Genomic DNA, 25,843 nt, shown 5'->3' with positions numbered 1-25,843 from the left:
GAATCCCCCAATTACAGCCCGGCAGCAACCGATAGGCAGGCCTCCGCCTCCTGCTATAAAGAGTGATTTATAAGTGAGAGCCCCCTGTTGCGTCGATGAGTTGTCCGGTTACCCAGCGGCTGTCCGAAGCGGCGAGAAAAGCTACGACATCTGCAATATCCGATGGCTGTCCAATCCGGCCAAGGGCTGACATATCGCGCGCGTGCTTCTGGCCATCCGGCGTATGCAGCCAAGAAGAGTTGACATCCGTATCTACAATGCCCGGAAGCACGGCATTTACCGTAATCCCCCGAGGCCCTAACAATTGCGCTAGGTGCAGGGTGAATGTATTGATCGCTCCTTTAGTCAAATTGTAAGCCATGATATGGGGATAGGCGATCCGCGTCACACCGGAGGATATGTTGACAATTCGGCCTTCGTCGCGAAGGATTGGCAGCAGCTGCTTCACAAGAAAGAACGGCGCTTTAACGTTCACCGCGAACACCTTATCGAATGTCTCTTCTGTCGTTTCTTCCAGCGTTGGCGATGTCCCGATGCCTGCATTATTAACGAGAATATCAAGCTTGCTGTCTCCGGCATGGAGGGCTAACTCCGTCTTCAAAGACTGAACCAGCTTAGTCACGCCAGCCACAGTATCCAGATCAGCACCGATGGCGAATGACCTTCCCCCGCGCTCCTCGATCGTTTGAACGACATGCTCTGCCGCTGGACGGTTAGTTCCGTAATGAACGGCTACCAGCGCCCCTTCCTCCGCCAGCCTGAGGGCAATCCCTCTCCCAATGCCTCGGCTGCCGCCAGTGACTAATGCCGTCTTGCCGCTTAATTTCTTCATCATTATTGACCACTCCTTTCGTTCAGTAATCCCACTATGCACCCTCCACTAAAGGGGAGAGTCAAGTGTCAACTCACTGCCCCCTGCAAAAGCGCATGAAAAAGGCTCCAAACAACTTGTGTTTGAGACCTGCAGGCAGGGTGGGGAATGATAAATTTGTTCATTTTAAAGGGATGAGCAGCTCCGTTAGCCGTGTTCTTCCATATACATCCTGGTCCGACGTCATATATACCTCCCGGGCTGCCATGCCTTCGGCCCGGGCGTATCCATTGGCATGAATCCATGACGCCACCCTCTCGGCAGCCGGACAGCAATCCCGGTAAGGGTCGCAGCGATGAACAAGCGAAGCCGCGCTAGGAAGACCGGGTAAATAACCTATTCTTACCCGATCGGTGCCAGGTATAGCTGTTCGGGTGATGGGAACCGCCACCTCCAGATCGGCTTCATTTCCCTGGTGGCCGTGCTTGATGACGATGAGCTTGTCTGCCGAGGGTTCATCATGACTGCGGACGTATTGGCTTACCTCATCTAACAGCAAGCAAAGCTGTGTGATCGGGACGGTATCTCGGATCGAAGCTGCCAGCTGCGGTTCTACCGACCGTATAGTGACGGCATGCTCCTCTTCCTGGGCATCCGCGAATGCCGCGGCGCGGTAAAGTCTCTCATCGATCCCCTGCAGCTGGCGCTCCGATTCCTCGATCAAACGACGAAGCTCGTCCTGCTTCGCCAGTAATCTCTCCCTCACATGATCTTTAGGGAGCTCCTCCTCGAGAAAAGGAATGATCTCCTCCAGCTTGAAGCCCTGCTCTTTAAACGCTGCTATTCTCTTTACCGTCAGCAGCTGGGCCTCGGTGTAGAATCGGTAGCCGCTACTTACGTCCACGCCATTTGGTTTAAGCAATCCAATCCTATCGTAGTAATGCAGCGTCTTGACGGTCAGGCCGCTCAGCCTGGCAAACTCGCCAATCTTCAGCATCGGAGCGCCTCCTCATACGAATTTCTAATATACGTTAGTATTATAGTATGATATTCCGCTGGGAGGGCGAAATGAGTCTAATGATCCATTCGGCGATGATAAAATGGGGAATCCAGCAGGCATAAATGCAGCCTCCACCGTTGATCGCCTGGCTGATCGCGTTAGAGAAATCTGCCGGAAGGATGACATCGCAGGGAGATCACAAGAAAGGGACCGCAGCTATTCAGCGGCGGTCTCCAGCTTCTTGCGTTTTCGGTGAACGACTTTAGATAAGGTGACGCTGACCTCGTACAGCAGGAACAGCGGTATAATGACGAGAACGTCCGACACGATATCGGGCGGCGTAATCAGGACGGCGGTTACCGCTAGGAGGAAGTAAGACAGCTTGCGGGCTTTGGCGAGCCGGGCAGGATTCAGAATCCCGATCCGGGTGAGGAACATCACCGTGATCGGCATTTCGAACAGCAGCCCGAAAGGCACGGTCATGCTCAGGATAAACGAGAAATATTTATCCGCCGTATACATCGTTTCGAAATCTCCAGACATGCCCTCCAGAAATTGAAGCACCATCGGATAAATGATCCCGTACCCGAAGGCGATGCCTCCCGCAAATAAAATGGGCAGCCAAGGAATGTAAGCCAGCGATGCCCGCTGCTCCCGAGGCTCCAAAGCCGGCTTGACGAACTGCCAGATTTGATACGCGGCAATCGGCAGCGTTACCGCGATCGCAACGACGCCTGCCAATTTCAGATATACCCATATGACGTCGGACGGGGCCAGTATCGCCAGCTTATGATCCAGCTTCCGAACGAGCCAGCGATAGATCTCCTGGACATATACGAAGGCGCCGCAGAGGGCGACGATAAACGCAATCAGCGTAAAAATGATTCTGCGGCGCAATTCACTCAAGTGGCCGACGAAGCTGGTTTCTTCTGAGCCTTCGACCTTCATGACAATCTCCTTATCCCTTCTTGGAGTCGACGGCCGTCAGGCGCGCCGTCTGCTCCGAGGCGGGCGAGGCGTCCTTCCCGTCGGTTAGGTCTTCCTTGTCGCCGTCGATCATCTGGCGCGTTGCGTTCTTGAATTCGCTGAGCGTGCGTCCGAAGGCGCGCCCGAGCTCCGGCAGCTTGGAGGGACCGAAAATGATCAAAGCGATGATCAGGATGACAATGAGTCCGCCAATACCGATATTCCCGAATGGCATAGATAAGTCTCCTCTCGATTGGTTAATTAGCCGAGCTTGAATCCGCGGATGGCCACGACGGCCTCGCGGGGAATTTTGTCTCCTTTGCGGTGCGGCCACATGCTGGTCGGCTTGTTTACGTCCGTGGTGTTCTCGCCCGGATGCTGAACGGACAGGAACAGGGTATGCTCATCCGGCGTAAAGAACGGGCCGGTCATTTCGCATTCTCTTGGTCCGGAAGCAAATTGCAGGGCTTCGCCTTGGCTTGGTCCAGAAGTCGGAATGACGAACAAGCCGTTGTTCTTGAACGAGGTATAGACGCCTTTGTTCAAGCTGCCGGAGGAAATATCGGTCACGACCCACAAATTCCCGTTCGAGTCGAAGGCCAGGTTGTCCGGCGAGCTGAAGCCGGATTGGCGTCCGCCTGCGGCAAAAATTTCGAAGTCGAACGACGTGGAGCCCAGATCGTTGTCAGCCTCGAAAATACGGGTAATGTGCCCGTGAATGTTGCCGTGGTTATCGTTGTTCGTATGACAGATGAAGATAGTGTTGTCGAACGGTGAAATTTCCACGTCCTCCGGACGGTCTGTCGGAGTTCCGCCTACAAGCAGGGCGGCTTCATGGCAGTTCGTTACGACATCGCCTTGCGTCTGGAATTTTTGCAGCAGCTCTTCCTTAGTGCCCTTCACGCCGGAAGGAGCTTTAAACTTGTCATGATTAAGCACCTTCTTCACGGCATCGATCGATACCTCGGACCATTTACCGCTCTTCAGGTTGGCAACGTACAGCGTGCCCTCGGAGAGCAGGTTGGAATTGCCGCGGCCTTTGGCGGCATCGTATTTGCCTTTGGACACGAACTTGTAGACGCAAGCGTCCTTCTTGTCGTCTCCCATGTAGACAACGATGCGGCCGTCCTTCGCAATGCCCATGGCCGTGTTCTCATGGTTGAAGCGGCCGAGCGCAGTGTGCTTCCGCAGGAATTTGCTGTCGAAGGGATCGATTTCAACGACCCAGCCATAGTGCGTGTCGTTTAAGCTGGCATACGCCGCTGTCTCGGCGAAGTTCTCTTCGCAGGACATCACCGTATTCCAAAGCGTAACACCGCCGGAGCAATTGGCGAACGTTCCCGTGACAGTAGAGACGCTGCCGACTGCCTTGGAGTTCTTAGCAGGTCCCGTCAGCTCGAATTTCGTGAAGCCGTTAATGCGGCGGGCATATTTAGACGTAGTGTCCAGCTTCCAGGTGCCGTTCTCGTCCTGGTAGACCTCGGTCACGGACATCCCCTGGTAGTACAGCTCGTTATGGATTTGGGCTGGCGTCATCTTGTCCCCAATCGGACCATGCAGGAAAATATTTGTATATTCATGGTTGGTGACCAGCAGGCCGCGCGTATTGGACCCCTTGATCGGGAAAAAGGCGTTATAGTCCGCACCTTGTCCAAATTTGTCGCCGGCTTGGTTGATTACATCGTCAAATGCGGCCACAACATCGTATGAGTAGCCGTTCGGCAGAATGAGCTGGTCTGCGTCGGAAGCTTCGATCGGCTCGAAAAATCCCGTGACTCTGTTGGTCTTGAAGCCGAAGAGGTGATCCGCTGTCTTCGAAGCAGCAGAGGCTTTGCCTTCCAAGGTTCCCAGTCCAGCTGATGCAGCGGCTAGAGCAGCTGCGCCCGTTCCCAGATAAGATAAGAATTTACGGCGATTCATTTGTTTGTTTTCGATCATGACTCCGGCACACTCCCATTTAACAAATTAGTCAACATTTTCAGCATAGTAAATGGATGTTAATTCGGTGTTAGTGGGGGTTCATAGAATTGTAAAATATTTTGCATAAGTCTATGACAAAAGGAGTTCCTGGGGCTGCCTAAGATGGATAATATAGACTGCCCCTTGCAGGTATATATCCCCATTTGTCGAATACATACGTATATTTTTCTCTGGATGAAGCCTTTAGATGAATACAACATAGTTATTAGGAAACGAAAATTCAACTTCAATTTTGAAAAAGATAGGTTCAGATAAAGGGGCGAGGAAGTATGTCAAAGAAACAGATTCGAGTTCGGATTTTTACTGATGGACGAATCAAAGCAGACGTCATGGGGGCCAAGGGGAAGGCCTGCACGGATTATATTGAGGTCCTGGAGCAGCTGCTCGACGCGGAGACGATTGATTCCGACTATACGGCTGAATATTATGAAACCGAGCCATTGGAGGTTGGACAACCGAATCTGAATCATAACGAGATTGGAGAAGGAGGATTATAAATGTCAGTTTCGATCACACTTATCCCTGTCGCACTGACGCTGCTCTTGTGATGGGCAAGGACAGATTTGACAACTGGGTCGAGTCGCTGCAGGTGAAGGAGCCTTCTACTTTTGAAAATGAGATTGAGCTGGTACGCACTGTGGATACGAGCCGCCCTTGGGTAGGATCCTCCAATCAGCGCTATCATTTCCTGACAGAGCGCTACGCTCATCTCCAGGAGCAATTGACGGAGATTCCCAATCGGCCGGAGGTCCGTCTTGCTCCCGACGGCAGAGTTATGGTGAATGGCCTGGCGGAGGTCAAGGATCTGGAGGATCTATTTGGACGGCTGCTATGATGATTTGTTTTTTACAAGATGGGAAGATGCGGAATGAGATGTGGAGAACAATGCTTCATTGTAACTTATGAAATCGCCGGTGAACAGAAATCAGCCCCGATCACAGCCGGAACTCCAGCGGAGGCGAGAAAAAAGCTTCGGCGTACGATGGGGGCTGAACCGGATATTATTGCGGTTAGACGGGAGAAAGCAAAATAAACTTGGGCTGCAGCGGGGTTGAACATAACAAACCCTTGCAGCCCATTTACGGTTGTGTTATATTTCATTTAATTGGTCAACCAACCAAAATGAGAAATGCGGTGATTGCATGGTACAGCATAAGAGAGATAAAGTCATTGAGGCTGCGTACAAAGTGATGTCAGAAAAGGGATACGAAAAGGCATCCATTAAAGATATTGCGAACGAGGCGGGGATTACACCCGGGCTGATTCATTATTATTTTCGAAATAAGGAAGAAATCCTGACGGAGCTGCTCTTGGCTTCCTCGCAGCAGTACACCCGGGATATGCAGCGGCTTCAATCCAGCGTGCCTTCCCAGTATCTCGCACAAGCAGCTCTAAACGAACCGAAGGAGCGAGTACAGAGGCAGCCTGACTGGTATAAGCTCAGATTTGAATTATTTGCCCTAGGGCTGCGGAATCCCCAAATTTCCGATAGTGTAAATGCTTTGTTGGAGAACGCACGAACCGGAATTGAGGATATCCTGCATAAGATTGCTGGCAGCACCGGAAAAGAAGCTGCTTCGATTGCAGCAATTATGCTGGCTTGCTTTGACGGCTTGGCCCTGCAGAAGCTGTTAAATCCTGAGTTTGATTTAGATGACGCATATCTGGAGCTCGAGAAAATGCTGAGAACTACATATACAACGTCTGAGTAGGGGCAATTTTTTTTAAACATATTTGGTTGGTTGACCAACTTAAAATGAAGTTCAAAAAGGAGAGGTGTATTATGTTCATGATCGTTCTGCAAGCTATTGAAAATCTTGCGCTGGCTGTGATTGTTGGCGGCGCCGTCGTTATGGCCACGGCTGTTCGTCCGATTTTGTCGGCCAAGCTGGCTTCAAGCTCTGATTCGGGCTGGCTCGCGACGCTTGAGGAAATATCCATTCATGCATGGAATAAATACAATCGGTTGGCGCTTGCCTCGGCTGTGTTATTAACTGTCGCAGAAATGACTCGGTTACTCGGTCAGCTATCACCCGCTTATTGGCACCTGGGCTTAACCTTATTGATGCTGGCAGCTCTTATTGGCAAGCTTGTCGTCGATAAGCAATTGAAGCAGCGTCTGAGCACTTATGCTGCGGAAGCCGTTGACAGCAAGGAACAAAATGCCGGCCATCGGCAGGTCGAACGGCTAACGAAATTGATTCTCGTCCTAGCTCTGCTGCTAATCATATTGCCTCAATAGGAGGGGCGGCCGTACCTGTTCCAAGGGGCTGTCCTAGAAGTCATCCTAGATGACTGAGGGGCGTCCCTTTCTTTTAGAAGGCTATCCGTCTGCCGGAATCCGTTTCTGTGGGAGCCATTACTGCGGAATCAGTATCTCCCTTGCCTGCATCCCATTCTTTAGCGCATCTTATACAGACTGTCGACTCGAACATTAACCCTCTATTCTTTAAGCTGATCTTATATAAGATGTAGAACTCAACACTAAATTCCCGTTATTTGGCTTATATTATATAGGCTTTCGAACTCGAATACTAAAACCCCATTCTTTGGTTCATCTTATATAAGCTAACGAACTCGTATATATACTATTGAACGCGAACATAGCCATCGAGCTCTATCATAGCCATTGAACGCGAACATAGCTGCCGAACGCGAACATAACTATCGAACTCTAACGTAGCCATTGAACTCTTACATAGCCATTGAACTCTAACGTAGCCATTGAACTCGAACACTAAATGGAATTCATGTATCTAATTATGCTCTGAACGATGAGTTCAATTGGATTAGATGGATTTGACGCACCTAAAATCAAGAATCCCGCTCATAATGAACAGTTCCCTTTTTCTAACGACATGAAATCCATTTAAATCTGCTTTCCTATCTTTACCGTGGAAACTAACTACTATAAATCCATTTAGAATGAGAAATCTTCGAGATTCAAGCTCGGCTAGAACGTGAAACCCGCGATTCATGCTCGGCGTAAAGGGGAGGTGGAGAGCGTGCTTGGCACATCAACTCAGCCGACGGTGAAAAGCGTGCTTGGTCACATCAACTCAGCCGACGGTGAAAAGCGTGCTTGGTCACATCAACGCAACCGGAGGTGGAGAGCGTGCTTGGCCACATCAACTGTACATAAAGGTCTCCATGCAGCGCCCCGGTGTTCCAGCCTCTAAAGCTTGAGCGGACTCCTGCGCAGCGTCAGCGCAGCCGCAAGGTGCAAGATCGAGCCGAAGCCTGTGTTTGGCGATACGAAGAACAACAGCTGGCCAGGATGTTCCAAAGTTCCCCTTTGGGACAGTCTCTTTACTTTTAATCTGTTGCCCCGCTTGACATCCCTCAAAAACATGTTAAGATATTGCCGACAGTCAGTCGGTCGGTTATAAAGGGGGTAGTACAATGCGAGTTGTAAAAGCAGCGGAGGAGCGCAGGAACGAAATTCTTGACGCGGCGGATGAGCTCTTCGGTCAGAAGGGCTTTGACGGCACAAGCACAAATGATATTCTCGCCAAGGTCGGCATAGCGCGGGGAACCTTGTATCATCACTTCAAGTCGAAGGAGGATATTATGGACGCGCTGATTGAACGGTATAGCGATCGTCTTTTAGGCGCGGCCCGGATAATTGCCGAAGACAAGAGCATCCCCGTAGTTGAGCGCATCATCCGCGTGGTCATGGCGCTGAACATCAGCGGCGGAGGCGGCAGCAGCAAGGAAATTATGGAGCATATCCATAAGCCGCAGAATGCGCTGATGCATCAGAAAATACAGCGGGTCATCATCAACGGCGTTCCGCCGATCTTGACGGAGATCATCCGCGAGGGGATAGAGCAGGGGATGTTCAATACACCGTTTCCCTATGAGTGCATGGAAATGGTGGTGATCTATGCGAATACCGTGTTTGATGAGGACATGGTTGTATTGACGGACGAGGAGCGCTTCTCCCGAATGCATGCCTTTATCTGCAATGTAGAGAGGCTGCTTGGGGCAGAAAGCGGAAGCCTGAGGGACACCTTGAAGATGTTTGGCATGGGGGATGGAAGCAACGACGTGGGGGATGGAAGCAACGATTAGTAATTCGGCATTCGGCAAAACGCCCCCATATTTTCCCTCTTATGGCCGGTCAGCTTGTCTCCACTGTAAGAGGAGGCGTGACTTCCATAATTCTGTATCACTTGAAATCAGTTAAAAGCCTGAGCACAGGGGTGACTTATGTATTTCAGATTAATCCGCAATGATATGGCCAAAAGCAAGCTGATTACGCTGACCACCACGATATTTGTCGCAGCGGCAGCGATGCTTGTCTCGCTTGCGGCGATCCTCATCGTCAATTTAACGGGCGCGATAGATACGCTTATGACGCGGGCGGAAACTCCCCATTTCCTGCAGATGCATGCGGGTGAAATTGACCGTGCCCGGTTAACGGAATTCGCGGATCAGAACAGCAATGTCGATGAATTCCAGGTGCTGGAGTTTCTGAACATGGATGGCGCGCGGATTATATTAGGCGATCGTTCGCTTGCGGATCGGGTCCAGGATAACGGGTTCAGCGTCCAGAGCGACAGGTTCGACTATCTGCTTGACCTGAACGGGAACATCATTAGCGCATCCGACGGCGAGCTGTATGTCCCCATCGGTTATATGAGGGATCACACTGCACAGGTCGGCGACAGGGCCATCGTCGGCGGCAAGGAATTTACCGTTGCGGGATTTCTGCGCGATTCGCAGATGAATTCCATGCTCTCTTCCTCCAAGCGATTTCTGGTTAGTGCTAACGACTACGCTGAAATCAAGAGCCTCGGCAGTACAGAATATCTGATTGAATTCAGATTAAAGGATTTGTCGGCGTTAGGGGCTTTTGAGACGGCTTATGCTTCTGCAGGACTTGAGGCGAACGGGCCAACGATTACATATCCGCTCTTCAAAATGATCAATGCGATTTCCGACGGGATGCTGATCGGGGTAATCCTGTTAGTAAGCGTCCTTGTCGCAGCCATTGCCTTGATGTGCATACGCTTTACGCTGCTTGCGAAAATCGAAGACGATTACCGGGAAATAGGGGTCATGAAGACCTTAGGACTCCGTGTGTCTGACATTAAGAAGATTTATCTGGCTAAATACGCGGCGATTGCGGCAGCAGGCAGCGTGCTCGGTTTTGTACTTTCATTAGTGTTCAAAGACATGCTCCTTGAAAATATTCGCCTTTATATGGGGGAAAGCGGGCACTTCTCTCTGGCCCTGTTCATTGGCTTGATCGGTATCCTGTTTGTTTTTCTTGCTATTACAGCTTATGTGAGCGGAGTGCTGAGACGCTTTCGGAGAATATCCGCTGCAGAAGCCGTTCGCTTCGGCACCTCGCAGGAAAAAGCGATGGGCACAAGGCATATGCTCCTGAGCCAAAACAGGCTGCTTAACACGAATATTTTTCTAGGGGTCAAGGATGTTCTAGCCAGAAAAAAACTGTACGCCACCATGCTCACGGTGTTGGTCCTATCAGCCTTTATCATGATTGTTCCGCAGAATCTGCACAACACGATTTCCTCCAAGAGCTTTATCGAATATATGGGGATTGGAAGCTATGATATGCGAATTGATCTCCAGCAGACCGATCATATTTCGGAGAAAGCCGCTGAGATGGTAGAGACGATGAGAAGTGACAAAGCCATTACAAAATACGCCGTGCTTGCAACCAAAACGTTCAAGGTGAAGGAGGCAGAGACCGGCTCGGATCAGAATATAAAAGTCGAGCTCGGCGACCATTCGATATTCCCGATAGCCTATTCCCAGGGCAGAGCTCCTGCCGCAGCAGATGAAATTGCGCTGTCCACCTTGAATGCGGAGGAGCTGAGCAAACAGGTCGGCGATGTCATCACCCTGGTGATCGAGGGAAAGGACAAAAATCTTACGGTAAGCGGCATCTATTCCGATATCACCAACGGAGGCAAGACGGCAAAGGCTGGGTTCACCGACCATTCCTCTGACGTGATGTGGTACGTACTCTGTGCGGAGCTTGCCGATCCGTCCATAATCGACAGTAAGGTTGCGGATTATGCGGGCAGGTTCGCTTATGCCAAGGTAGCAGGCATTGACGAGTTTATTGCCCAGACCTTTGGCTCGACTATCAGTTCCGCCTTGCAGGCCTCCTATGCGGCCATTGCTGTGGCGCTGACGATCATGGTGCTGGTGACATTGTTGTTTATGAAAATGCTTGTTGCTAAAGACAGATATTCCATCGCTGTCATGAAAGCTCTCGGTTATACCAACGCCGATATTCAGGTGCAGTTTATTTCACGTTCGGCCTTCGTCCTCATAATCGGGATGGCTGCCGGCACGCTTCTGGCTAACACGCTCGGAGAAATGCTTGCCGGCGCGGTAATCTCCTCCTTTGGCGCATCGGCGTTTCATTTTACGGTCGATCCGCTTGCGGCGTATTTGCTAAGCCCGCTGATGATGATCGGCTCGGTGCTTATCGCAACCATTATCGGCACCTCGGGCACGGGACGAATTAAAATTTCCGAACATATAAAGGAGTAGGCCTATGAAGACAATGTTAATCGGTGATCATATCGTCAAATCCTTCCGCGAGGGCGCAGAAAAGCGCAATGTGCTGGGCGGCGTGTCCGTGGAAATAGACGAGGGGGAGTTCGTTGCGGTAATGGGGCCCTCGGGCTCGGGAAAATCGACGCTGATGTTTGCGCTAAGCGGAACGGATAGCGTGGATAACGGACAGGTGTGTTTTGACGGCAGAGAGCTATCGAAGCTTGGGGAGAATGAGCTTGCAGATCTGCGCAGAACCCAAATGGGCTTTGTATTCCAACAGCCGACGATGCTGAAGAACCTGAATATTCTCGACAACATCATTCTTCTGTCCATGCGGGACGGCAGCAGGAACCCCGCAGAAATTGTGGAAAAAGCAAGAGCGCTGATGAAAAGAGTAGGCATTGCGGAGCTGGAGAAGCGCGATATTGCACAGGTATCCGGAGGCCAGCTTCAACGGGCGGGAATATGCCGCGCGCTGATGAACAACCCGAGGATTATATTTGGCGACGAGCCTACCGGTGCGCTCAATTCCCAATCCGCGCAGGAGATTATGGATATATTCTCTGAAATCAACGCGGAGGGCACAGCAGTGATGCTGGTTACTCACGATGCCAAGGTGGCGGCGCGGACGGAGCGGATTATGTTTATGCGCGATGGAATCATTGCCAGCGAGCTGAAGCTTCCGAAGTTTAACGGGACGGGGACGGATATCGATGAAAGGGTCAAGCAGGTAACGGCGAAAATGAGGGAAATCGGAATATAATTAGCTGGACGACATCATTACAATCCTGATCCTTTGAAATTTATCGCCGTGAAATTCAAAGTATATTTTAATTATGACAGACATGCTGTCATAATTGCTGTGGTATCTTTCTCCTATGCTTATCTGAAAGGAGATTGATCATGACTATTGCCAATAATGAGCCAACCATGAACGATGAACAAATTCGCCGCTTCCGTATCGATGTAACGCAGGAGGAGCTCGATGACTTGAAGGAACGGCTGGATCGGAGCCGTTATCCGGAATTACCGGACACGGGGTGGGATCGGGGCGTGCCGCTGTCGTACTTGAAGGAGCTAAAGGAGTACTGGCAGCATGAATATGACTGGCGCGAGCATGAAAGCCGCCTAAACCAATATCCGCAGTATATTACCGCCATTAACGGGCAGAACATTCATTTCCTGCATATTCTATCCCCCGAGCCGGGCGCCAAGCCCTTAATGCTTATTCACGGCTGGCCGGGATCCTTTATAGAATTTCTGGATGTCATCGGTCCATTGTCTAATCCGAGCTCTTACGGGGGACAAGCTGGCGATGCCTATCATCTGATTATCCCCTCGATTCCCGGCTTCGGCTTCTCTGCGCCTTTGAACGAGCCGGGATGGACGCCAGCCCGTATGGCCGAGGCTTTTCTTCAATTGATGGATCGGCTCGGTTATGAGCGCTTTGGTGTGCAGGGCGGGGATTCGGGGGCTTTCATCGCGCCCGAGATGGGGAGACAAGCGCCAGAGCGCCTGATCGGGATTCACTTGAATGCGCTTCTTACGTTTCCATCCGGCGAAGAGGGCGAGCTGGACGCTCTGACAGAGGAGGAACGGCAGCGTGCCGCGCGCATGGAGGGCTTCAATGACGGGTATTTGCAAATCCAGTCCAAGAGTCCCTATACCCTCGCGTACAGTCTGCATGATTCGCCTGTTGGGCAGCTGGCCTGGATTGCGGAAATTTTCAAAAAATGGACCGGTGCAGAGGAGTCCCTGCCGGAGGCTTCTATAGATAGAGACCGTATGCTGACGAATATCAGCCTATATTGGTTTAGCGGAACCGCCGGGTCGTCAGCCCAGATCTATTATGAATCGATGAATGATCCGATGGCGTGGGTGCCGAAGGAGAGAGGGCCGGTTCCGACCGGTGTGCTGGTATCAACTGCCCATGACACGGCGGTTCGCCGGTTTGCCGAGCGGGAGCACAGCATTGCACACTGGACGGAAGCTTCGGAGGGCGGGCATTTTTTCGCTATGGAGCAGCCGATCCGTTTTGTAGAGGATGTTCGCCAATTTTTCCGTCACCTGGGTTGATTACCGTCGTCGACGATGCCGGCCATGCTCTGGTAAACTAGTGGCACATCATTTGCAGTATCTTGGCGAGGTGACAGGAATGAAGCTGGATCGCATGCTGGCGATCATTCTGGAGCTTATGGCGAAAAAACGCGTAAGAGCTTCCGAGCTGGCCGACCGCTTCGGGGTTTCCACCCGAACGATTTATCGGGAGATCGAGCTGATTAACCAGGCTGGAATTCCCATCGTTTCATTCACTGGCGCAGATGGCGGGTTTGAACTGATGGGCGGCTTCTTTCTGAGCAGGCAGCATTTTACGGTACAGGATTTGGCCGTGATCTATCGGCTGCTTCGCAGTGTAGAGGAGGCGGCCGGCGGCAAATTCACTCGCTTGAAGGATAAGCTGGGCAGCCTGCATCCGAAGCTGTCCGGCGATGAAGCTGTGGACGATACTCTGATTGAGCTCAGCACCTCGCAGGAGGAAGGGAGATTGCCCGCACCGTTTACCGTGCGATTCAACAGAAGCGCATAATTCACATTTAACTATTGGGATTCACTCGGTTCAGTTACGGAAAGAAGCTTGGAGCCGGGCCGTCTGTTCTGGGAACGGGGCTCATGGTATCCGGAAGGCTATTGCTTGTCCCGGCTGGCCCCTCGCTTATTCCGCTTGTCCAGAATGAGGGCCATCCAGGAAGCAGAGGAGACATTTCAGCCGAGCGGGAGTGCGGCGGAATCTTCTCCAGATCTGCTCCCCTTGGAATTCAGGCTCAAGCAACCGACGGCAGAGCCGCGGGAGTCCGAGCAATTTGCAGGGGAGTGCCGCTAAATAGGCGGTCCCATCGAGGTAGAGACGGTATTCTATTCCCAGGACTACGCCTTGTCCATCATTCTCAGCTATGGAGCTAAAGTCGTTGTCCTGTCACCCCCGTACTTAAGGAAGCGCTCTTTAGGGCGATCCAGGATATCCAAGGACGGTATACAGAATAAGGCTAGAACAAGGCTAGAACAAGGCTAGAACAAGGCTAGAACAAGGCTAGAACAAGCGCTGGAATCAGGCATAAAAATTGACGAAAATCCACAACTGACTAAGGTTGTGGATTTTTCCTTTTTCGACATGGATCCGGGTTGGTCCTGAAGGTGGGTGTCCTCAGGATGTCCCTTTTTTTATTCTTTAAAAATAGTGATTCGCCTATTACACATTTCTTTATGGGTCATAGTATGGTTAGCAAATGACCGAAGGAGGATTCAAATGGCAGCAAAAGTAAAGATAAGTCCACAATTCAAAAAGCTCTGTGCCCAATTTGGAAGAATCTTAGGGGGCGAATCTGAAATTGAAGAAGGGCCGGTTTGCTTTGTCACGCGGATGACGAATTTAAATGAGACAATTTTGGGAAGAAGAACGCGTTCCCCGTTGGTTCAAATGCAAATGTTCTCGTTTGAATCACTGGATAAGTCGGGACGTGCGCTTTGTTTGGGCGAGACTGCCGTACATCAAGACCAGGCTAATCGATTGATATCGAATCTCCGCAAACGGGGAATAAAAGTGACCGCCCTTCACAATCACTGGCTCAAAGAAAATCCGCGCTTAATGTATATCCACTGGGAAGCCATTTCGAATCCTATTGTATTTGCTAGAAATACCAAAGAATCCATTGCATTTTTAGGTTAACGGGTTTGGGCATGAAGATGTATCTTATTATGAATGGGAAGGATGATGAATTCGCATGGCGGATCAAGTGAAAGCAAGCCCTCGTTTTAAAAGACTATGCAATCAATTTTCAAGGATTTTAGGTGGAACAGAGCATGAAATTACGAAAGGTCCGGTTTGTTTTGTATCTAGAAACAGGAGGATTAACGCTTCAATTTTAGGCAGAAGAACTACGTCTCCCTTGATCCGCTATCAGCTGTTCTCTTTTGAATCGCTGGATAGTTCAGGCCGTGCGCTTTGTCTAGGGGAAACAGCTCTCTTCCAGAACCAGGTCAATCAATTGCTGACCAATCTTCGCAATAACGGAATTACCGTAACAGCGGTTCACAATCACTGGCTGTTTGAGAAGCCGCGCCTGATGTATATTCACTGGGAGTCGATTGATGATCCTATCGAATTCGCAAGGAAGGTTAAACGTTCTATTGCTTTCTTAGGTTAATATAATGCCTTAAATGTAGTCACGAGGATGTGATCAGCAGGCATCTTCTAAACAGGACTTTTATCCATAAACTCTGACCATACGTGGTCAGAGTTTTTTGTCTGAAGATATCAGAAAGTATAAACTGCGGAGCGACATCTTCCTGACATTGTAAGACAACCTACTGCTAATCACGGTCTGTCTTCTTCTAATGTGCGTCGATAGACGCTTTTCTAATTAGGGCTTCGCGGCCTGTTCGCTGGTCGTACGCTGCATATATTCCAAATGCTGATATCCCCAGCCGCACATCTCCGTCAGTACCTTGTGGAGAGATTGGCCATAGTCAGATATCGAATATTCTACTTTAGGAGGAATCTCTTGATGAACCGTCCGGATCAGCAGGCCGTCCCGCTCCAATTCACGCAGCTGATTGGTAAGCATGCCTTGAGTGATATTCGGGAGCAGGCGCCTTAATTCGCCGAAGCGCTTCGTGCCGTCCTGCAGAAGAATGAATAAAATCAACGGCTTCCACTTTCCACCGACTATGCGGAGCGTGGTCAATATGCCCGCCGTCTTCCCATCATCGCGCATCTCGTCTTGCATCGTCGTCCGTGCTCCTTTCGTGGGACAGCCCTTTTGCCATAAATTTTACCAGAGGGGCGGAAAATAATACAGTACGCTCATTGGCCGTACTTAGTATGGTAAATAGTACTATGAAGGTATGGCTGCATGTACGATTGGTCGATGAGTAAATGTACGATGACTATAGTACGATGACTAAATATACGACAGGATGTATAACAAAATGTACAACCAATCCGCCAAGCATAAGATCAAGCGGACGCCTAATGTACGATGACTAAATATACGACAGGATGTATAACAAAATGTACAACCAAACCGCCAAGCATATGATCAAGCGGACGCCTAAATGTACGATTAGACGTACTTAGTACGGCTATAATGCGTACTTTACAGCCCGGAGCATTCGCCTTAATAATGGGATTGCATCGCGATGCACCAATGTAGGAAGGAGAAATGCTGGTAACGAAGGGAACTGACGCTGAACTTATACAGGAAGCGAGACGCTATGCGGAGATCGTTCGTATGCCGTCCGAGCTGCTGATCAGATGAAGCTGAGGATTAGTTTTTTATATTGGGCATAGCGATTTCTAGCCATTGTGGCAATTAGCCCCTCCGTCTTGGATTCAGGACTGGCGGGGCTATTTATGTATGTTGGAAGGATAGCCGTACTTGAAATATATGCCAGTCATGTTAAGATTGGAGAGGCATTTGGATGATTTTTACTTCTTATTGCGGCGAGCTTGGCGGCTAATCAAGTGATTAGAGATGATTTTAGAAGGGAATTTAGGAGGGGTTCTATTGAGAAAAAGCATACATACGGTCTTGCCTCAATTTTTATTAGCGTTATTGTTATTGACTTCTTGCTCGGCAGCGAGCGATTTGTCTGAGGTTCCTGAGGAGCTTCAGCTGCTGGATACGACCACGAAGCAGGTCTTATATATTGGCATGAAGAAGAGTCAGATCGATTCCAAGAAGCTGGTTAAGGTGGATGACGACAATTTGCCCGAGTCGATGAAATTGTATCAATATGAAGGTATCAATATGCAGTTTCATAATAATGTTCTGATCTTCATGCATATCCCGGAGACTTCCCAGGAGGGGCGATTCCAGACGAAAGGATTGGGGATTGGCAGTGATATAAGCGAGATTGTGCCAGCTTATGGGCATGAGCCTATATACAATCCAGTGTTTAATAGCTACAGCTACATCATTCTGAAAGACGATCTCTATTATTTCAAATCGCTGGAGGATCTTAAAGAGAAGGCTAGCCTTGGAGGTTCTTCGATTATGATGGTAGATTTCAATAGCAACGAGGAGAATAAGATCCGAAGCTTTAACATCGCGGACGAGAAATTTCTCGCTCCAAGCGAATAGGGCTAGACCACTTACCAAGGGGTTGTCCAGAAGTCATCCTAGATGACTGAGGGGCGCCCGTTTCTTTTTAAAAAGCTATCTGCTTCTGCAGATCCATTTTTGCGGAATCCATTTTTGCTTGCCTGCATCCCATTCTTTAGCGCATCTTATATAAGTTATCGACTCGAACACAAGCTATCGAACTCGAACATGAGCTATCGATCTCGAGCACAAGCTATCGAACTCGAACATGAGCTATCGATCTTGAGCACAAGCTACCGATCTCGAACATGAGCTATCGATCTTGAGCACAAGCTACCGATCTCGAACATGAGCTATCGATCTTGAGCACAAGCTACCGATCTCGAACATGAGCTACCGATCTTGAACACAAGCTACCGATCCCGAACATGAGCTACCGATCTTGAACACAAGCTACCGATCCCGAACACTAAATGGAATTCATGTATCTAATTATGCTCTAAACGAATGTTTTGGTGGATTAGATGGATCTTATGTATCTAGAATCAGGAAATCGGTCTATGCTGGCCATCCTCCTTCTTGTAACAACAAGAAATCCATTTAAATCTACTTTTCTTTCTTTTCCGTAGAAACTTACTACTATAAATCCATTTAGAACGACAAATCCGCGATTCATGGTCGGCGTAAGAACCAACCCTTCTCTGCTTAAGAAAGCCGTCGTCGAAGCCACAAACCAAGAGGCTAAAGCGAGGAACAAATCGCTTAGCTCCTTGGTTTTACGGATACCATCTTATTTACGGATACCATCTTATTTTGCTGGTGAGGAGTTCCAGAGTTTGCTTTGGGCCAGCCTCTTTTTTAAAATCACACAGTGATATAAAACTGCCGGAGACCTGCCTTGCTGATCTCGCATAAAGCTAATGCACTAAGCGCTTTGGCCCCGCCGGGATTGCGTCGCTAGCAGATGTATTGCTTAAGATAGGTATAATAAATGAGAGCACCGCCTGATTGAATTCCTCCGCTCTCTCGACAAAAGGGAGATGTCCGCAATCCTTGATGATCATGCTTGTGGCCTGAGGAATACGCCTCGCCAGCTCATCGGCTGTCTTCAAATTGGAGGGGTGATCGCGATCCGAAGCTATAATCAAGGCAGGGATCCGGAGCTCATCAAGCCGCTTCATGCTGTTATTACGAGGGGGTATGGCGAGATGAGGGGGGAACCGGCAGAAATTGTTGGGGTTCCGGATATTCTGCAGCACCTGCTCTCTGGCCTCCATGTTCTGAGTGGAAGGGAAGAAGTAACTCCAGTACGGATCATGGATAAAGGCTTCAATAGCGGATCGGCTGCCGCGGAACCGAAGCTGATAGAAATTTATGAAGCCCTTCCACAGCATATTCAGCGGATAGCGCTGCCCCGTGACAGAAGGAGCGGCCAGCACCAGGCCACGCACACGCTCAGGATAGGCGAGGGCAAAGTCTATGGCAATGCCCCCGCCCATAGATGAGCCGACAAGGATGACCTTGTCCAGATTCAAGTGTTCCATCAGATGCTTAAGATCATCGACATGGGAGAAGGCTGCGGTTGGGGTGTCCGATTGCCCATACCCTCTCAGGTCATAGCGAATTACTTGTACATGCTTGCGGAAATGGTCGGCTTGCCGATCCCAAATACGATGATCATTAAAATTGCCATGAATGAAAATCAAAGGCTCCCTGAATCCATCTATCCTGTAAAATAGGCGGGAATCGGGCAAATGTAAATGTTTCTGAATCGACATACGTTCTCCTCCTCTATAATTTCGAAGTATCGAGAAGGTCTGCATCCTGCAGGTAGTCTTCCACGATCGCTCGTAATACCTCCGAAATGGAATAATCGGAGTTGAGGCAGCGCCGGTCAATTTCTGCCCAATAGGAAGGCGGCAAGGTTAGAGAAATTTTGCGGGTTTGGCCTATCGGCTTGCGGCCGGCCCCAGGGCGTTTTCCGCCTCTGGCTGTACTTTTGTGTTCTTCCGGGAAAATATTCTGGTTTACTGAAATATCCATTTTCATCACCTATACCAAGTTTTTCATATTTGCACCTAAGAATCAATTATTGCTACCTTATTCAAACGCAGTCCGGGAGCTCTCCCTCGAAGGGGGAGATCCCGAAAGGCTGGCCAGTGGCCGACCGACCTTCGTCATACGCGAACTTTGCGCGCTGGGAGCTGTGCGTGACGACCGGTCGTCATGCAGCGAACTCCGCAAGCTGGGAGCTGTGCGCGGGCCTGGTTGGAACCGTCGTTTGAACCGCTCTCCGGCCGCAGAATGCAGCTCCTAGCTCCCAGCTCCCAGCGCTATAATCGGGCGGTGGTCAGCCACATGTCGGCTTCTACCCGCATTCCAGATGTGTGAGCAAGGTTATAGATTGTGACAAATATCATCGATGAGGAATATTTAAATTTTGAATAATAACGGTAGCATACGAAATATGAGGGGAACCTTTGGAAAGGAGTACGGAGCATTGTCAGCTAGTCGAGGAATTGTCGAACAGGACTATATTATTGAGCAGGTGCAGCAAGAATTTCAGTGCACGATTTTATGGTGCGAAGGGCGCGCATGCCTGGAGTATGACAGCAAGGAAGAGCTGGACAGGCTGGAGGAATATGTGAGAAGCCGCTTTGGCAAGGAGCTGCTGGATGTGTTCTTTACAGCGATTGAGAGCATTCCTCCCGACTTCTAAGAGGGTGAGCGTAAGGGAAGCCGGACGGATGCTGCCGGCATCCTCGGGAATCCCGCGCCGCGGCAATGTGCGGGGTACTAACGTTGTCGTAACTCCGCACCGCGACAAGCATTGCGGGAGCCCCACGGCCAGGACGAACTCTACTGAACTAGCGCCGATGGAACCAGCGCCGCCGGAACCAGCGCTGTAAGGCCTTCGTGCAGGATCCTCGCTATGGATAGCAAATAGCTGGAGACGAAGCAATTGACCGCCAGGTTAGAAGTTCACTGAAGAAAAGGAGTATAATATACCTGTCGAAGCTGCCCATAGCGGGCGGAGGGATAGAGCGTTTAGGATGTAGTCCCATTTTAACAAGGAGGGATTCGTATGAAGGCTTTGCTGCTGCAGGAAAAAGGAAAATGGAAAGAGATGACGGTCCGCGAAATCGATATCCCCAGAGTCGGAGCAGGAGAAATTCTTGTTGAAGTCCATGCGGTAGGACTTAATCCTGTTGACTATAAGACCGCAACGGGAGGGCATCCGAAATGGATTTTTCCCCACATACTCGGCCTGGATGTGGCCGGTGTCGTGGTTGAAGCTGGGGAAGGGGTAACCTCGTGGAATGCAGGAGATCGAGTGGTGTATCACGGAGATCTTACCAAGCAGGGCGGTTATGCAGAATACGCCGTAACCAATGCAAATACTGTGTCGCGCATACCTGAAGGCGTGACCTTTGAGGAGGCCGCAGCCCTTCCTACAGCCGGTTATACGGCATACCAGGCTTTGCACAGCAAGCTGCCGCTTGAACAGCTGGGCACCATTCTGGTTCATGCCGGAGCAGGCGGTGTGGGAGGCTTTGCTGTGCAATTGGCCAAGCTGGCGGGCAAGCAGGTCATTTCAACCGCTTCGCGCCATAATCATGAATACGTAAAATCGCTGGGCGCTGATGAAGTGATTGACTACCAGACGGAGAATATTCCGTCCAGAGTATTCAGCATCACGAACGGCAGAGGGGTAGATGCGGTGATTGATACGGTAAGCCGGCAAAGCGCCACGGATGCGTTAGAGCTGGTTTCTTTTATGGGGCATGTCGTACATATCGCCGGAGCCCCGGATTATACAAAAATTAAACCGTTCACGAAAGCCGCCTCCATCCATGAAGTAGCTCTAGGCGCGGCCCATCAATCCGGGGATGTGATCGCTGAGAAGGCTTTGGCTGAAATCGGGGATGCCATGCTCTCTTTATTAGCAGAGGGCAAAATTTCCTCCATGCTGCGAGAGGTGATCCGGCTGGATGAGGTTCCGGGCGCTCTGGAACGACTATCCGAGAGGCATGTACACGGCAAAATCGTTGCAAAAGTAAAATGATAACCCTAAAATCTAGACGATCATCGCCCTTTTAGAGCGGCTCAGCCTGTAGACCAAGTTCCGTGAGGAACAGGACTACAGGCTATTTTTGTGGAGAGCTATTTTCTCTAACCGAACGAACAAATGAGCTTCCAATATCATATCAACCCCCCAATTGATGAAGCAGCGTTAAATAATGCTTTACAGTAACGTTTACGTTATTGTTTATAATGGCGTTAACGAAAGGGGGAGCAACGATGATTCGAATTGGAGAGCTAGCGAAGAAGGCTAATATCAGTAAAAGAACGCTATACCATTATGAACAGATTGGCTTGCTGCAGCCAACGCTGATCGCCGGTAATCGATATCGATATTACGACGAGAATGCCCTTTTTCACCTTCAGAAAATCCTGCTGTTAAAGTCGATTGGCTATACCCTGGAGCAAATTAAGGATTTTTTTCAAAATCAAATTCAAAATCAAAGTCAAAGTCAGAATCAAACCAAGGAAAGTGAAAGCGAAAGCTGGATCGTCTCTCTGAATGAACAAATAGAGCTGATTCAAAGGAAAAAGGATGAATTGAGCCGGATGGAGTACTATCTCAGGTCTACCGTTCATGCCATTCAAATCAAGGGAACGGTTCAGGCGCAGGAAGTGCTGCAGGTGATTCAGGCCTTGGATGGCCGGCCGCTTGTAGACGGGGTAATCCCGGCTGAATTCGGGGATGATTTTCCATTAACCCCGGAGGAAAAAGACATTATGAGCCGCCTGCCGGTTCTTGGAAGCGACGATCAGAGAATGGATGAAATTCTGGCTATTTATCAGCAGGTGAAGGAAGTTATGCATCAGCCGCCCCATTCCCCGGAAGCACAAGAGATTGCGAGCAGGTTATATCACAAATCGCTTGAGCTATTTGAAGGCAATGGCCAGCTATTGGATAAATACTGGGAGCTAATCAGGCCGAGCCAGGATGAGGAGCCTGTCGTTATGGGGATGGATGCGGAGCTTATGTCTTATATGGATCAAATGATCATTTCTTTTCTAAATCAGAGGGGGGAAGGGGATCATGAGCAAGCGTAGACAAGCTTTTTTAGCCCATCTTCTTATTTTTATTCTTGGTCATGCAGGCTTTTTTGTGCTGCTGCAAATGGATTTCACTATGACAGGTATCGTCCAGACCTATATGACGTGGATCCAAGAGGGGAAGATCGGCTATTATGACCTGCACACCAGGATTCATGTGAACACTGTTTGGCTGATCATTTTAATTGCGGATGGAGTACATGCTTATTATGGAAAAGAACATGCATAAAAACCAAAGAAAGGGCCGGGCAAGGTCCTCCTCCGTGAAGGAGGTATCCCCCTCACCGCCTCCAAAGGCTTGGGGCTATCTTATATTAGGAGGGGTACTGGAGATTGTCTGGGCTTCATTGCTAAAGCTGCAGCTGCTGGGAGGCCCGCTGCTTCTCATTTTTTACGTTTGCTTCTATGCGCTGAAGAATGCTGCCAAGACCCTCCCGGTTAGCACTGTATACGCCGTATTTGCCGGTATTGGAGTCGCGGGTACAGTCATTGTGGATATGGCGGTATTTCAGAGTAACGTTAGTTTTATACGCCTGTTATTAGTAGCTCTGCTTCTGGTGCTCCTCATTTGTCTGACAATAACAAGTGAACCTAGAAGGAGTGGATGATGAAATGTCCTGGATGTACTTAATTCTGGCAGGGATGTTTGAGGTGGGAGGCGTCGTTGGTTTAAAACGAAGTGCAGAACACGATACCTGGGCTAATAGCCTCATTATGCTCGGTTCCTTTGCGGTCAGCTTGTTTTTGCTCTCGTTAGCTATGGATACAATAACCCTTGGCGTAGCCTATGCGGTCTGGACGGCCATGGGAACTGTAGGTGCCGCAGTTGTTGGGGTATGGAGGTATGGAGAACAAATGTCAAAGAGCAGATGGCTATGTCTGCTGGGGATTATCGTGGTGGTGGCGGCGCTTCGGCTGACGGAGTCATCGGAAGGATGAATTGTCTGCATTCGAGTCCGCTTAGAGTCTACATTCGAGTCCGCATTCGAGTCCAGATTCGAGGTTCCACATTTGAGTCCCACGCTGTGAAGCAGCCATAAGCGGTTGAAAAAAGCTGACGCAGGGTCCATTCTGCATCAGCCTTTTTAATGGTATGATAGGATAAAATATCAAAAAAGGTGGTTCGGAACACGCTTGATTGAGATGCGCGAAAAGGAAGAGCTGAAATACTCCAATGCGATCCCCCTATGGGCAAAAATCGTGAATAGGATCTTCCTGATTATATTTTATCTGTTTGGCATTGCAGCCATTGGGCTTGGGATTCTATTCCTATTTGGCCTGCAGTGGTTCGGGGCGGTCGTATGCCTCATGGCGGGTGCGTTTGCGGTCTGGGCCATTCGGCTTATTGGCAGCTCCAACAAAATGTATACCGAAATTGTCCTGAAGTGCGAGCTGCGGGAGGAAGGCTACTACACCTATCTCAAGAAGGTAAAAACAGGCGAGGAATGGGAGCATATAGTCGCTTTTGATCAAATGCAAGAGGTATTGATTGCACGGACCTCCCGTTACCAGTCCCGAGGGGCGAACAGACTGGGTTACCATGTTGTGGGCGCCAAAATTATTATGAAATGGACGAACGAGCAGGGGGAAACGGAATATTCCTTGTTCGGCCTGGAGGATCGGGAAAGCCTGGAGGAATGGATTGAACGCTTCAAACAGCACGGGGTGCCTGTTTACAGCAGTAGTGCCAATGTTAGTATCGTGCAGGTTGAGGACTACCAGACCGGCTATGCGGAGCTGCCTAAGGTGCCTCATGATTCCGATACCAGCTCGCCAGTGATTGGCAGCCGCCGTATGAACAGTTTAAAGCTGTGGCTTAGCACGGGAATGAAGGAGAAGAAACGAAGCAAGGAATTAAGGCGGGATAAGAGGGTATTTATTCCTTTATGGCTGGCGATGCTCATCGGTAACTTGGTGATCACAGCTCGGTGGATGCCGTTCTGGCCGTTGAATGGCGACTGGTTCGGCGATGACTCCCCGATCTATGTGCTGGATGGCATTAACTTTGTCCTGCTTCTAGTCGTAGGCGCTTATTGGCGTGAGCAGGTAAAATGGTACCGCTCCTTACGGGATGCCGGCCTTCTTCTGTGCGCCCAGCTGGCGGGCGGGCTGCTGGCATGGCTGTTTGGCGCGGCTCCGGCTGCGATGCTCGGCGTACTTATATACAATGGCATTGTGCTGGCGATCCCTAACGGGATTCTCTTCGTCATCTTTCGGATTCTGCGGAGGTTTTGGTGAGGAAGTGTACCGGCAGATGGCTGGCGGATGGATAAAGGCAGATGGATAAAGGGGCTCCCCCAGAAGTCATCATAGATGACTAAGGGGCGCCCCTTTCCTTTGGAAAGCTATCCGTTTCTGCGGCATCCATTTTTGCGAATCCATTTTTGCCGAATTCGTTTCTGGAAATCGACTTCCGCGGAATCCATTTCTCCCTTGCTTGGACCCCATTCTTTGGCTCATCTCGAAGATGAGCTATTGAACTCGAGCATGAGCTGTTGAACACGAACATAGCTGTTGCACTCGAACGTGAGCTGTCGAACACGAACATAGCTGTCGAACACGAGCATGAGCTGTTGAACACGAACATAGCTGTCGAACTCGAGGATGAGCTATCGAACACGAACATAGCTGTTGAACACGAGCATGAGCTGTTGAACACGAACATAGCTATTGAACTCGAGCATGAGCTGTTGAACACGAACATAGCTGTCGAACACGAGCATGAGCTGTTGAACACGAACATAGCTACCGAACTCAAACACTAAATGGAATTCATGTATCTAGCTTATGCTCTAAACGAGTTGTTCAATAGATTAGCTGGATTTGATGCACCTAAAAATCAAGAATCCCGCCCATAATGAACAGCGCCCTTCTTCTAACGGCATGAAATCCATTTAAATTTGCTTTCCTTGCTTTGCCGCAGAAACTAACTACTATAAATCCATTTAAATCGAGAAGTCTCTCGATTCATGATCACTAGCACGAGAAACCTGCGATTCATGTTCGCTAGCACGAGAAGTCTGCGATTCATGCTCACTAGAACGAGAAACCCGATTCGTGCTCAGCGTAAAAGGGAGGTGGTGAGCATGTTTGGTCACATCATGGGCGCCGGAGGCCAAAAGCGCGTTGGTCACGTTAAGGGCAACCGTTGTAAAGAGCGAGCTTGCTCATATCAAGGGCAACCGATCGTAAAATTTACTTTTAGGACACCCTTTTTGAGGTTTGCAGCCAGCGAGCTGATCAGGTATATACCGGCTACTGCTGCTTTTATCGCAGCTTCCCTCAGCAGGCTGATCAGGTGTATCGCGGCTGCTGCTG

33 protein-coding genes are annotated in these 25,843 nt (G+C 49.8%); 24 read left to right on the top strand and 9 right to left on the bottom strand.

Going from position 1 to position 25,843, the window contains the following annotated elements:
• Positions 1 to 67 precede the first annotated feature (67 nt).
• The 5 genes from BN2762_RS11440 to BN2762_RS11420 all read right to left on the bottom strand — a co-directional run bounded on the left by BN2762_RS11440 (position 68) and on the right by BN2762_RS11420 (position 4,715).
• Positions 68 to 832, bottom strand: a complete 765-nt coding sequence (locus BN2762_RS11440; RefSeq protein ID WP_055109943.1) for an SDR family oxidoreductase — start codon at positions 830 to 832, stop codon at positions 68 to 70.
• Between the two features lie 160 nt (positions 833 to 992).
• The gene (locus BN2762_RS11435) at positions 993 to 1,808 is read right to left on the bottom strand and encodes a MerR family transcriptional regulator (RefSeq protein ID WP_055107118.1); all 816 of its coding nucleotides are present in this window, start codon (positions 1,806 to 1,808) and stop codon (positions 993 to 995) included.
• Positions 1,809 to 2,027: 219 nt separating this feature from the next.
• The gene (gene tatC, locus BN2762_RS11430; RefSeq protein WP_055107117.1) at positions 2,028 to 2,759 is read right to left on the bottom strand and encodes a twin-arginine translocase subunit TatC; all 732 of its coding nucleotides are present in this window, start codon (positions 2,757 to 2,759) and stop codon (positions 2,028 to 2,030) included.
• Positions 2,760 to 2,769: 10 nt separating this feature from the next.
• Positions 2,770 to 3,012, bottom strand: coding sequence for a twin-arginine translocase TatA/TatE family subunit (tatA, locus tag BN2762_RS11425; RefSeq protein WP_055107116.1), 243 nt, complete (start codon positions 3,010 to 3,012; stop codon positions 2,770 to 2,772).
• Positions 3,013 to 3,038: 26 nt separating this feature from the next.
• Entirely contained in the window at positions 3,039 to 4,715 is a 1,677-nt protein-coding gene (locus tag BN2762_RS11420; protein ID WP_230202495.1) for a PhoX family protein, read from the bottom strand.
• Positions 4,716 to 5,026: 311 nt separating this feature from the next.
• On the opposite strand from BN2762_RS11420, the gene BN2762_RS11415 reads away from it, so the two are divergent.
• From BN2762_RS11415 to BN2762_RS11400, 5 genes are all read left to right on the top strand, one after another.
• Positions 5,027 to 5,254 carry a DUF2997 domain-containing protein gene (locus tag BN2762_RS11415; RefSeq protein ID WP_055107115.1) on the top strand — a complete coding sequence of 76 codons (228 nt, stop codon included), beginning with the start codon at positions 5,027 to 5,029 and terminating at the stop codon, positions 5,252 to 5,254.
• A gap of 50 nt (positions 5,255 to 5,304) precedes the next feature.
• Positions 5,305 to 5,592, top strand: a complete 288-nt coding sequence (locus BN2762_RS11410; protein ID WP_055107114.1) for a hypothetical protein — start codon at positions 5,305 to 5,307, stop codon at positions 5,590 to 5,592.
• Between the two features lie 33 nt (positions 5,593 to 5,625).
• Positions 5,626 to 5,790 carry a hypothetical protein gene (locus BN2762_RS27255; protein ID WP_187386510.1) on the top strand — a complete coding sequence of 55 codons (165 nt, stop codon included), beginning with the start codon at positions 5,626 to 5,628 and terminating at the stop codon, positions 5,788 to 5,790.
• Positions 5,791 to 5,899: 109 nt separating this feature from the next.
• Positions 5,900 to 6,469 (top strand): TetR/AcrR family transcriptional regulator, encoded by a 570-nt coding sequence (locus BN2762_RS11405; protein ID WP_055107113.1) that lies wholly within the window; start codon positions 5,900 to 5,902, stop codon positions 6,467 to 6,469.
• Between the two features lie 71 nt (positions 6,470 to 6,540).
• On the top strand, positions 6,541 to 6,999 hold the full coding sequence (locus tag BN2762_RS11400; RefSeq protein WP_055107112.1) for a hypothetical protein: 459 nt from the start codon (positions 6,541 to 6,543) through the stop codon (positions 6,997 to 6,999).
• A 933-nt stretch (positions 7,000 to 7,932) separates the two neighbouring features.
• Here BN2762_RS11400 and BN2762_RS27700 read toward each other — a convergent pair.
• The gene (locus BN2762_RS27700; protein ID WP_222861066.1) at positions 7,933 to 8,109 is read right to left on the bottom strand and encodes a hypothetical protein; all 177 of its coding nucleotides are present in this window, start codon (positions 8,107 to 8,109) and stop codon (positions 7,933 to 7,935) included.
• A 50-nt stretch (positions 8,110 to 8,159) separates the two neighbouring features.
• Here BN2762_RS27700 and BN2762_RS11395 point away from each other — a divergent pair, with 50 nt between their 5' ends.
• The 9 genes from BN2762_RS11395 (at position 8,160) to BN2762_RS11360 (ending at position 15,499) form a co-directional block, all read left to right on the top strand.
• On the top strand, positions 8,160 to 8,831 hold the full coding sequence (locus BN2762_RS11395; RefSeq protein ID WP_055107111.1) for a TetR/AcrR family transcriptional regulator: 672 nt from the start codon (positions 8,160 to 8,162) through the stop codon (positions 8,829 to 8,831).
• A 138-nt stretch (positions 8,832 to 8,969) separates the two neighbouring features.
• Complete coding sequence (locus BN2762_RS11390) at positions 8,970 to 11,291, top strand: ABC transporter permease (RefSeq protein ID WP_055107110.1); 2,322 nt, start codon at positions 8,970 to 8,972, stop codon at positions 11,289 to 11,291.
• A gap of 4 nt (positions 11,292 to 11,295) precedes the next feature.
• The gene (locus tag BN2762_RS11385; protein WP_055107109.1) at positions 11,296 to 12,060 is read left to right on the top strand and encodes an ABC transporter ATP-binding protein; all 765 of its coding nucleotides are present in this window, start codon (positions 11,296 to 11,298) and stop codon (positions 12,058 to 12,060) included.
• Between the two features lie 140 nt (positions 12,061 to 12,200).
• Positions 12,201 to 13,373, top strand: a complete 1,173-nt coding sequence (locus BN2762_RS11380) for an epoxide hydrolase family protein (protein ID WP_230202493.1) — start codon at positions 12,201 to 12,203, stop codon at positions 13,371 to 13,373.
• A 40-nt stretch (positions 13,374 to 13,413) separates the two neighbouring features.
• Positions 13,414 to 13,884 carry a helix-turn-helix transcriptional regulator gene (locus BN2762_RS26525; RefSeq protein ID WP_222861065.1) on the top strand — a complete coding sequence of 157 codons (471 nt, stop codon included), beginning with the start codon at positions 13,414 to 13,416 and terminating at the stop codon, positions 13,882 to 13,884.
• A gap of 48 nt (positions 13,885 to 13,932) precedes the next feature.
• Positions 13,933 to 14,178, top strand: coding sequence for a WYL domain-containing protein (locus tag BN2762_RS26520; protein WP_055107107.1), 246 nt, complete (start codon positions 13,933 to 13,935; stop codon positions 14,176 to 14,178).
• A 51-nt stretch (positions 14,179 to 14,229) separates the two neighbouring features.
• Positions 14,230 to 14,367 (top strand): hypothetical protein, encoded by a 138-nt coding sequence (locus BN2762_RS28400; RefSeq protein WP_454187878.1) that lies wholly within the window; start codon positions 14,230 to 14,232, stop codon positions 14,365 to 14,367.
• 234 nt (positions 14,368 to 14,601) lie between these two features.
• A complete protein-coding gene (locus BN2762_RS11365; protein ID WP_055107106.1) occupies positions 14,602 to 15,021 on the top strand; it encodes a DUF1259 domain-containing protein in 420 nt (139 codons plus the stop codon).
• Between the two features lie 55 nt (positions 15,022 to 15,076).
• A complete protein-coding gene (locus tag BN2762_RS11360) occupies positions 15,077 to 15,499 on the top strand; it encodes a DUF1259 domain-containing protein (protein WP_055107105.1) in 423 nt (140 codons plus the stop codon).
• A gap of 216 nt (positions 15,500 to 15,715) precedes the next feature.
• Here the strand turns inward: BN2762_RS11360 and BN2762_RS11355 are convergent, their stop codons facing one another.
• A complete protein-coding gene (locus BN2762_RS11355) occupies positions 15,716 to 16,081 on the bottom strand; it encodes a winged helix-turn-helix transcriptional regulator (protein WP_055107104.1) in 366 nt (121 codons plus the stop codon).
• A gap of 780 nt (positions 16,082 to 16,861) precedes the next feature.
• Here BN2762_RS11355 and BN2762_RS11350 point away from each other — a divergent pair.
• The gene (locus BN2762_RS11350) at positions 16,862 to 17,437 is read left to right on the top strand and encodes a hypothetical protein (RefSeq protein ID WP_055107103.1); all 576 of its coding nucleotides are present in this window, start codon (positions 16,862 to 16,864) and stop codon (positions 17,435 to 17,437) included.
• 878 nt (positions 17,438 to 18,315) lie between these two features.
• On the opposite strand, the gene BN2762_RS11345 is transcribed toward BN2762_RS11350, so the two are convergent.
• Together BN2762_RS11345 and BN2762_RS11340 are read right to left on the bottom strand one after the other, a co-directional pair.
• Positions 18,316 to 19,176: an alpha/beta fold hydrolase gene (locus BN2762_RS11345; RefSeq protein WP_055107102.1), complete on the bottom strand. Its 861-nt coding sequence runs from the start codon at positions 19,174 to 19,176 to the stop codon at positions 18,316 to 18,318.
• 13 nt (positions 19,177 to 19,189) lie between these two features.
• Positions 19,190 to 19,441, bottom strand: coding sequence for a ribbon-helix-helix domain-containing protein (locus BN2762_RS11340; protein WP_055107101.1), 252 nt, complete (start codon positions 19,439 to 19,441; stop codon positions 19,190 to 19,192).
• 457 nt (positions 19,442 to 19,898) lie between these two features.
• Between BN2762_RS11340 and BN2762_RS11335 the strand changes: the two genes are divergently transcribed.
• The 9 genes from BN2762_RS11335 (at position 19,899) to BN2762_RS11300 (ending at position 25,290) form a co-directional block, all read left to right on the top strand.
• Positions 19,899 to 20,117, top strand: coding sequence for a hypothetical protein (locus BN2762_RS11335; protein ID WP_074048620.1), 219 nt, complete (start codon positions 19,899 to 19,901; stop codon positions 20,115 to 20,117).
• A gap of 4 nt (positions 20,118 to 20,121) precedes the next feature.
• Positions 20,122 to 20,307, top strand: coding sequence for a hypothetical protein (locus tag BN2762_RS26885; RefSeq protein ID WP_148499928.1), 186 nt, complete (start codon positions 20,122 to 20,124; stop codon positions 20,305 to 20,307).
• A 176-nt stretch (positions 20,308 to 20,483) separates the two neighbouring features.
• Positions 20,484 to 21,464, top strand: coding sequence for a zinc-binding dehydrogenase (locus tag BN2762_RS11330; protein ID WP_055107099.1), 981 nt, complete (start codon positions 20,484 to 20,486; stop codon positions 21,462 to 21,464).
• Positions 21,465 to 21,700: 236 nt separating this feature from the next.
• Positions 21,701 to 22,522, top strand: coding sequence for a MerR family transcriptional regulator (locus BN2762_RS11325; protein WP_055107098.1), 822 nt, complete (start codon positions 21,701 to 21,703; stop codon positions 22,520 to 22,522).
• Complete coding sequence (locus BN2762_RS11320; protein ID WP_055107097.1) at positions 22,509 to 22,754, top strand: hypothetical protein; 246 nt, start codon at positions 22,509 to 22,511, stop codon at positions 22,752 to 22,754. Before BN2762_RS11325 ends, BN2762_RS11320 begins: the two co-directional genes overlap by 14 nt.
• On the top strand, positions 22,735 to 23,133 hold the full coding sequence (locus BN2762_RS11315; protein WP_055107096.1) for a DMT family transporter: 399 nt from the start codon (positions 22,735 to 22,737) through the stop codon (positions 23,131 to 23,133). The genes BN2762_RS11320 and BN2762_RS11315 overlap by 20 nt, the downstream gene beginning before the upstream one ends.
• Positions 23,134 to 23,137: 4 nt before the next feature.
• Positions 23,138 to 23,464, top strand: a complete 327-nt coding sequence (locus BN2762_RS11310) for a DMT family transporter (protein WP_055107095.1) — start codon at positions 23,138 to 23,140, stop codon at positions 23,462 to 23,464.
• A gap of 195 nt (positions 23,465 to 23,659) precedes the next feature.
• Positions 23,660 to 24,763 (top strand): hypothetical protein, encoded by a 1,104-nt coding sequence (locus tag BN2762_RS11305; protein WP_055107094.1) that lies wholly within the window; start codon positions 23,660 to 23,662, stop codon positions 24,761 to 24,763.
• 257 nt (positions 24,764 to 25,020) lie between these two features.
• Positions 25,021 to 25,290 (top strand): hypothetical protein, encoded by a 270-nt coding sequence (locus BN2762_RS11300; protein ID WP_055107093.1) that lies wholly within the window; start codon positions 25,021 to 25,023, stop codon positions 25,288 to 25,290.
• Positions 25,291 to 25,843 lie beyond the last annotated feature (553 nt).

Source organism: Paenibacillus ihumii (assembly GCF_001403875.1).
In the GTDB taxonomy this organism is placed as follows: Bacteria; Bacillota; Bacilli; order Paenibacillales; family Paenibacillaceae; genus Fontibacillus; species Fontibacillus ihumii.
The sequence above is the reverse complement of the archived record's forward strand: the minus strand, read 5'-3'. Positions and strand labels throughout refer to the sequence as shown.

Excerpts from the sequence above, each read along its gene's own strand:
- BN2762_RS11440 (WP_055109943.1), bottom strand. The coding sequence starts at position 832 with ATGAAGAAATTAAGCGGCAAGACGGCATTAGTCACTGGCGGCAGCCGA.
- BN2762_RS11435 (WP_055107118.1), bottom strand. The coding sequence starts at position 1,808 with ATGCTGAAGATTGGCGAGTTTGCCAGGCTGAGCGGCCTGACCGTCAAG.
- tatC (WP_055107117.1), bottom strand. The coding sequence starts at position 2,759 with ATGAAGGTCGAAGGCTCAGAAGAAACCAGCTTCGTCGGCCACTTGAGT.
- tatA (WP_055107116.1), bottom strand. The coding sequence starts at position 3,012 with ATGCCATTCGGGAATATCGGTATTGGCGGACTCATTGTCATCCTGATC.
- BN2762_RS11420 (WP_230202495.1), bottom strand. The coding sequence starts at position 4,715 with ATGATCGAAAACAAACAAATGAATCGCCGTAAATTCTTATCTTATCTG.
- BN2762_RS11415 (WP_055107115.1), top strand. The coding sequence starts at position 5,027 with ATGTCAAAGAAACAGATTCGAGTTCGGATTTTTACTGATGGACGAATC.
- BN2762_RS11410 (WP_055107114.1), top strand. The coding sequence starts at position 5,305 with ATGGGCAAGGACAGATTTGACAACTGGGTCGAGTCGCTGCAGGTGAAG.
- BN2762_RS27255 (WP_187386510.1), top strand. The coding sequence starts at position 5,626 with ATGAGATGTGGAGAACAATGCTTCATTGTAACTTATGAAATCGCCGGT.
- BN2762_RS11405 (WP_055107113.1), top strand. The coding sequence starts at position 5,900 with ATGGTACAGCATAAGAGAGATAAAGTCATTGAGGCTGCGTACAAAGTG.
- BN2762_RS11400 (WP_055107112.1), top strand. The coding sequence starts at position 6,541 with ATGTTCATGATCGTTCTGCAAGCTATTGAAAATCTTGCGCTGGCTGTG.
- BN2762_RS27700 (WP_222861066.1), bottom strand. The coding sequence starts at position 8,109 with ATGTTTTTGAGGGATGTCAAGCGGGGCAACAGATTAAAAGTAAAGAGA.
- BN2762_RS11395 (WP_055107111.1), top strand. The coding sequence starts at position 8,160 with ATGCGAGTTGTAAAAGCAGCGGAGGAGCGCAGGAACGAAATTCTTGAC.
- BN2762_RS11390 (WP_055107110.1), top strand. The coding sequence starts at position 8,970 with ATGTATTTCAGATTAATCCGCAATGATATGGCCAAAAGCAAGCTGATT.
- BN2762_RS11385 (WP_055107109.1), top strand. The coding sequence starts at position 11,296 with ATGAAGACAATGTTAATCGGTGATCATATCGTCAAATCCTTCCGCGAG.
- BN2762_RS11380 (WP_230202493.1), top strand. The coding sequence starts at position 12,201 with ATGACTATTGCCAATAATGAGCCAACCATGAACGATGAACAAATTCGC.
- BN2762_RS11365 (WP_055107106.1), top strand. The coding sequence starts at position 14,602 with ATGGCAGCAAAAGTAAAGATAAGTCCACAATTCAAAAAGCTCTGTGCC.
- BN2762_RS11360 (WP_055107105.1), top strand. The coding sequence starts at position 15,077 with ATGGCGGATCAAGTGAAAGCAAGCCCTCGTTTTAAAAGACTATGCAAT.
- BN2762_RS11355 (WP_055107104.1), bottom strand. The coding sequence starts at position 16,081 with ATGCAAGACGAGATGCGCGATGATGGGAAGACGGCGGGCATATTGACC.
- BN2762_RS11345 (WP_055107102.1), bottom strand. The coding sequence starts at position 19,176 with ATGTCGATTCAGAAACATTTACATTTGCCCGATTCCCGCCTATTTTAC.
- BN2762_RS11340 (WP_055107101.1), bottom strand. The coding sequence starts at position 19,441 with ATGGATATTTCAGTAAACCAGAATATTTTCCCGGAAGAACACAAAAGT.
- BN2762_RS11330 (WP_055107099.1), top strand. The coding sequence starts at position 20,484 with ATGAAGGCTTTGCTGCTGCAGGAAAAAGGAAAATGGAAAGAGATGACG.
- BN2762_RS11325 (WP_055107098.1), top strand. The coding sequence starts at position 21,701 with ATGATTCGAATTGGAGAGCTAGCGAAGAAGGCTAATATCAGTAAAAGA.
- BN2762_RS11320 (WP_055107097.1), top strand. The coding sequence starts at position 22,509 with ATGAGCAAGCGTAGACAAGCTTTTTTAGCCCATCTTCTTATTTTTATT.
- BN2762_RS11315 (WP_055107096.1), top strand. The coding sequence starts at position 22,735 with ATGGAAAAGAACATGCATAAAAACCAAAGAAAGGGCCGGGCAAGGTCC.
- BN2762_RS11310 (WP_055107095.1), top strand. The coding sequence starts at position 23,138 with ATGTCCTGGATGTACTTAATTCTGGCAGGGATGTTTGAGGTGGGAGGC.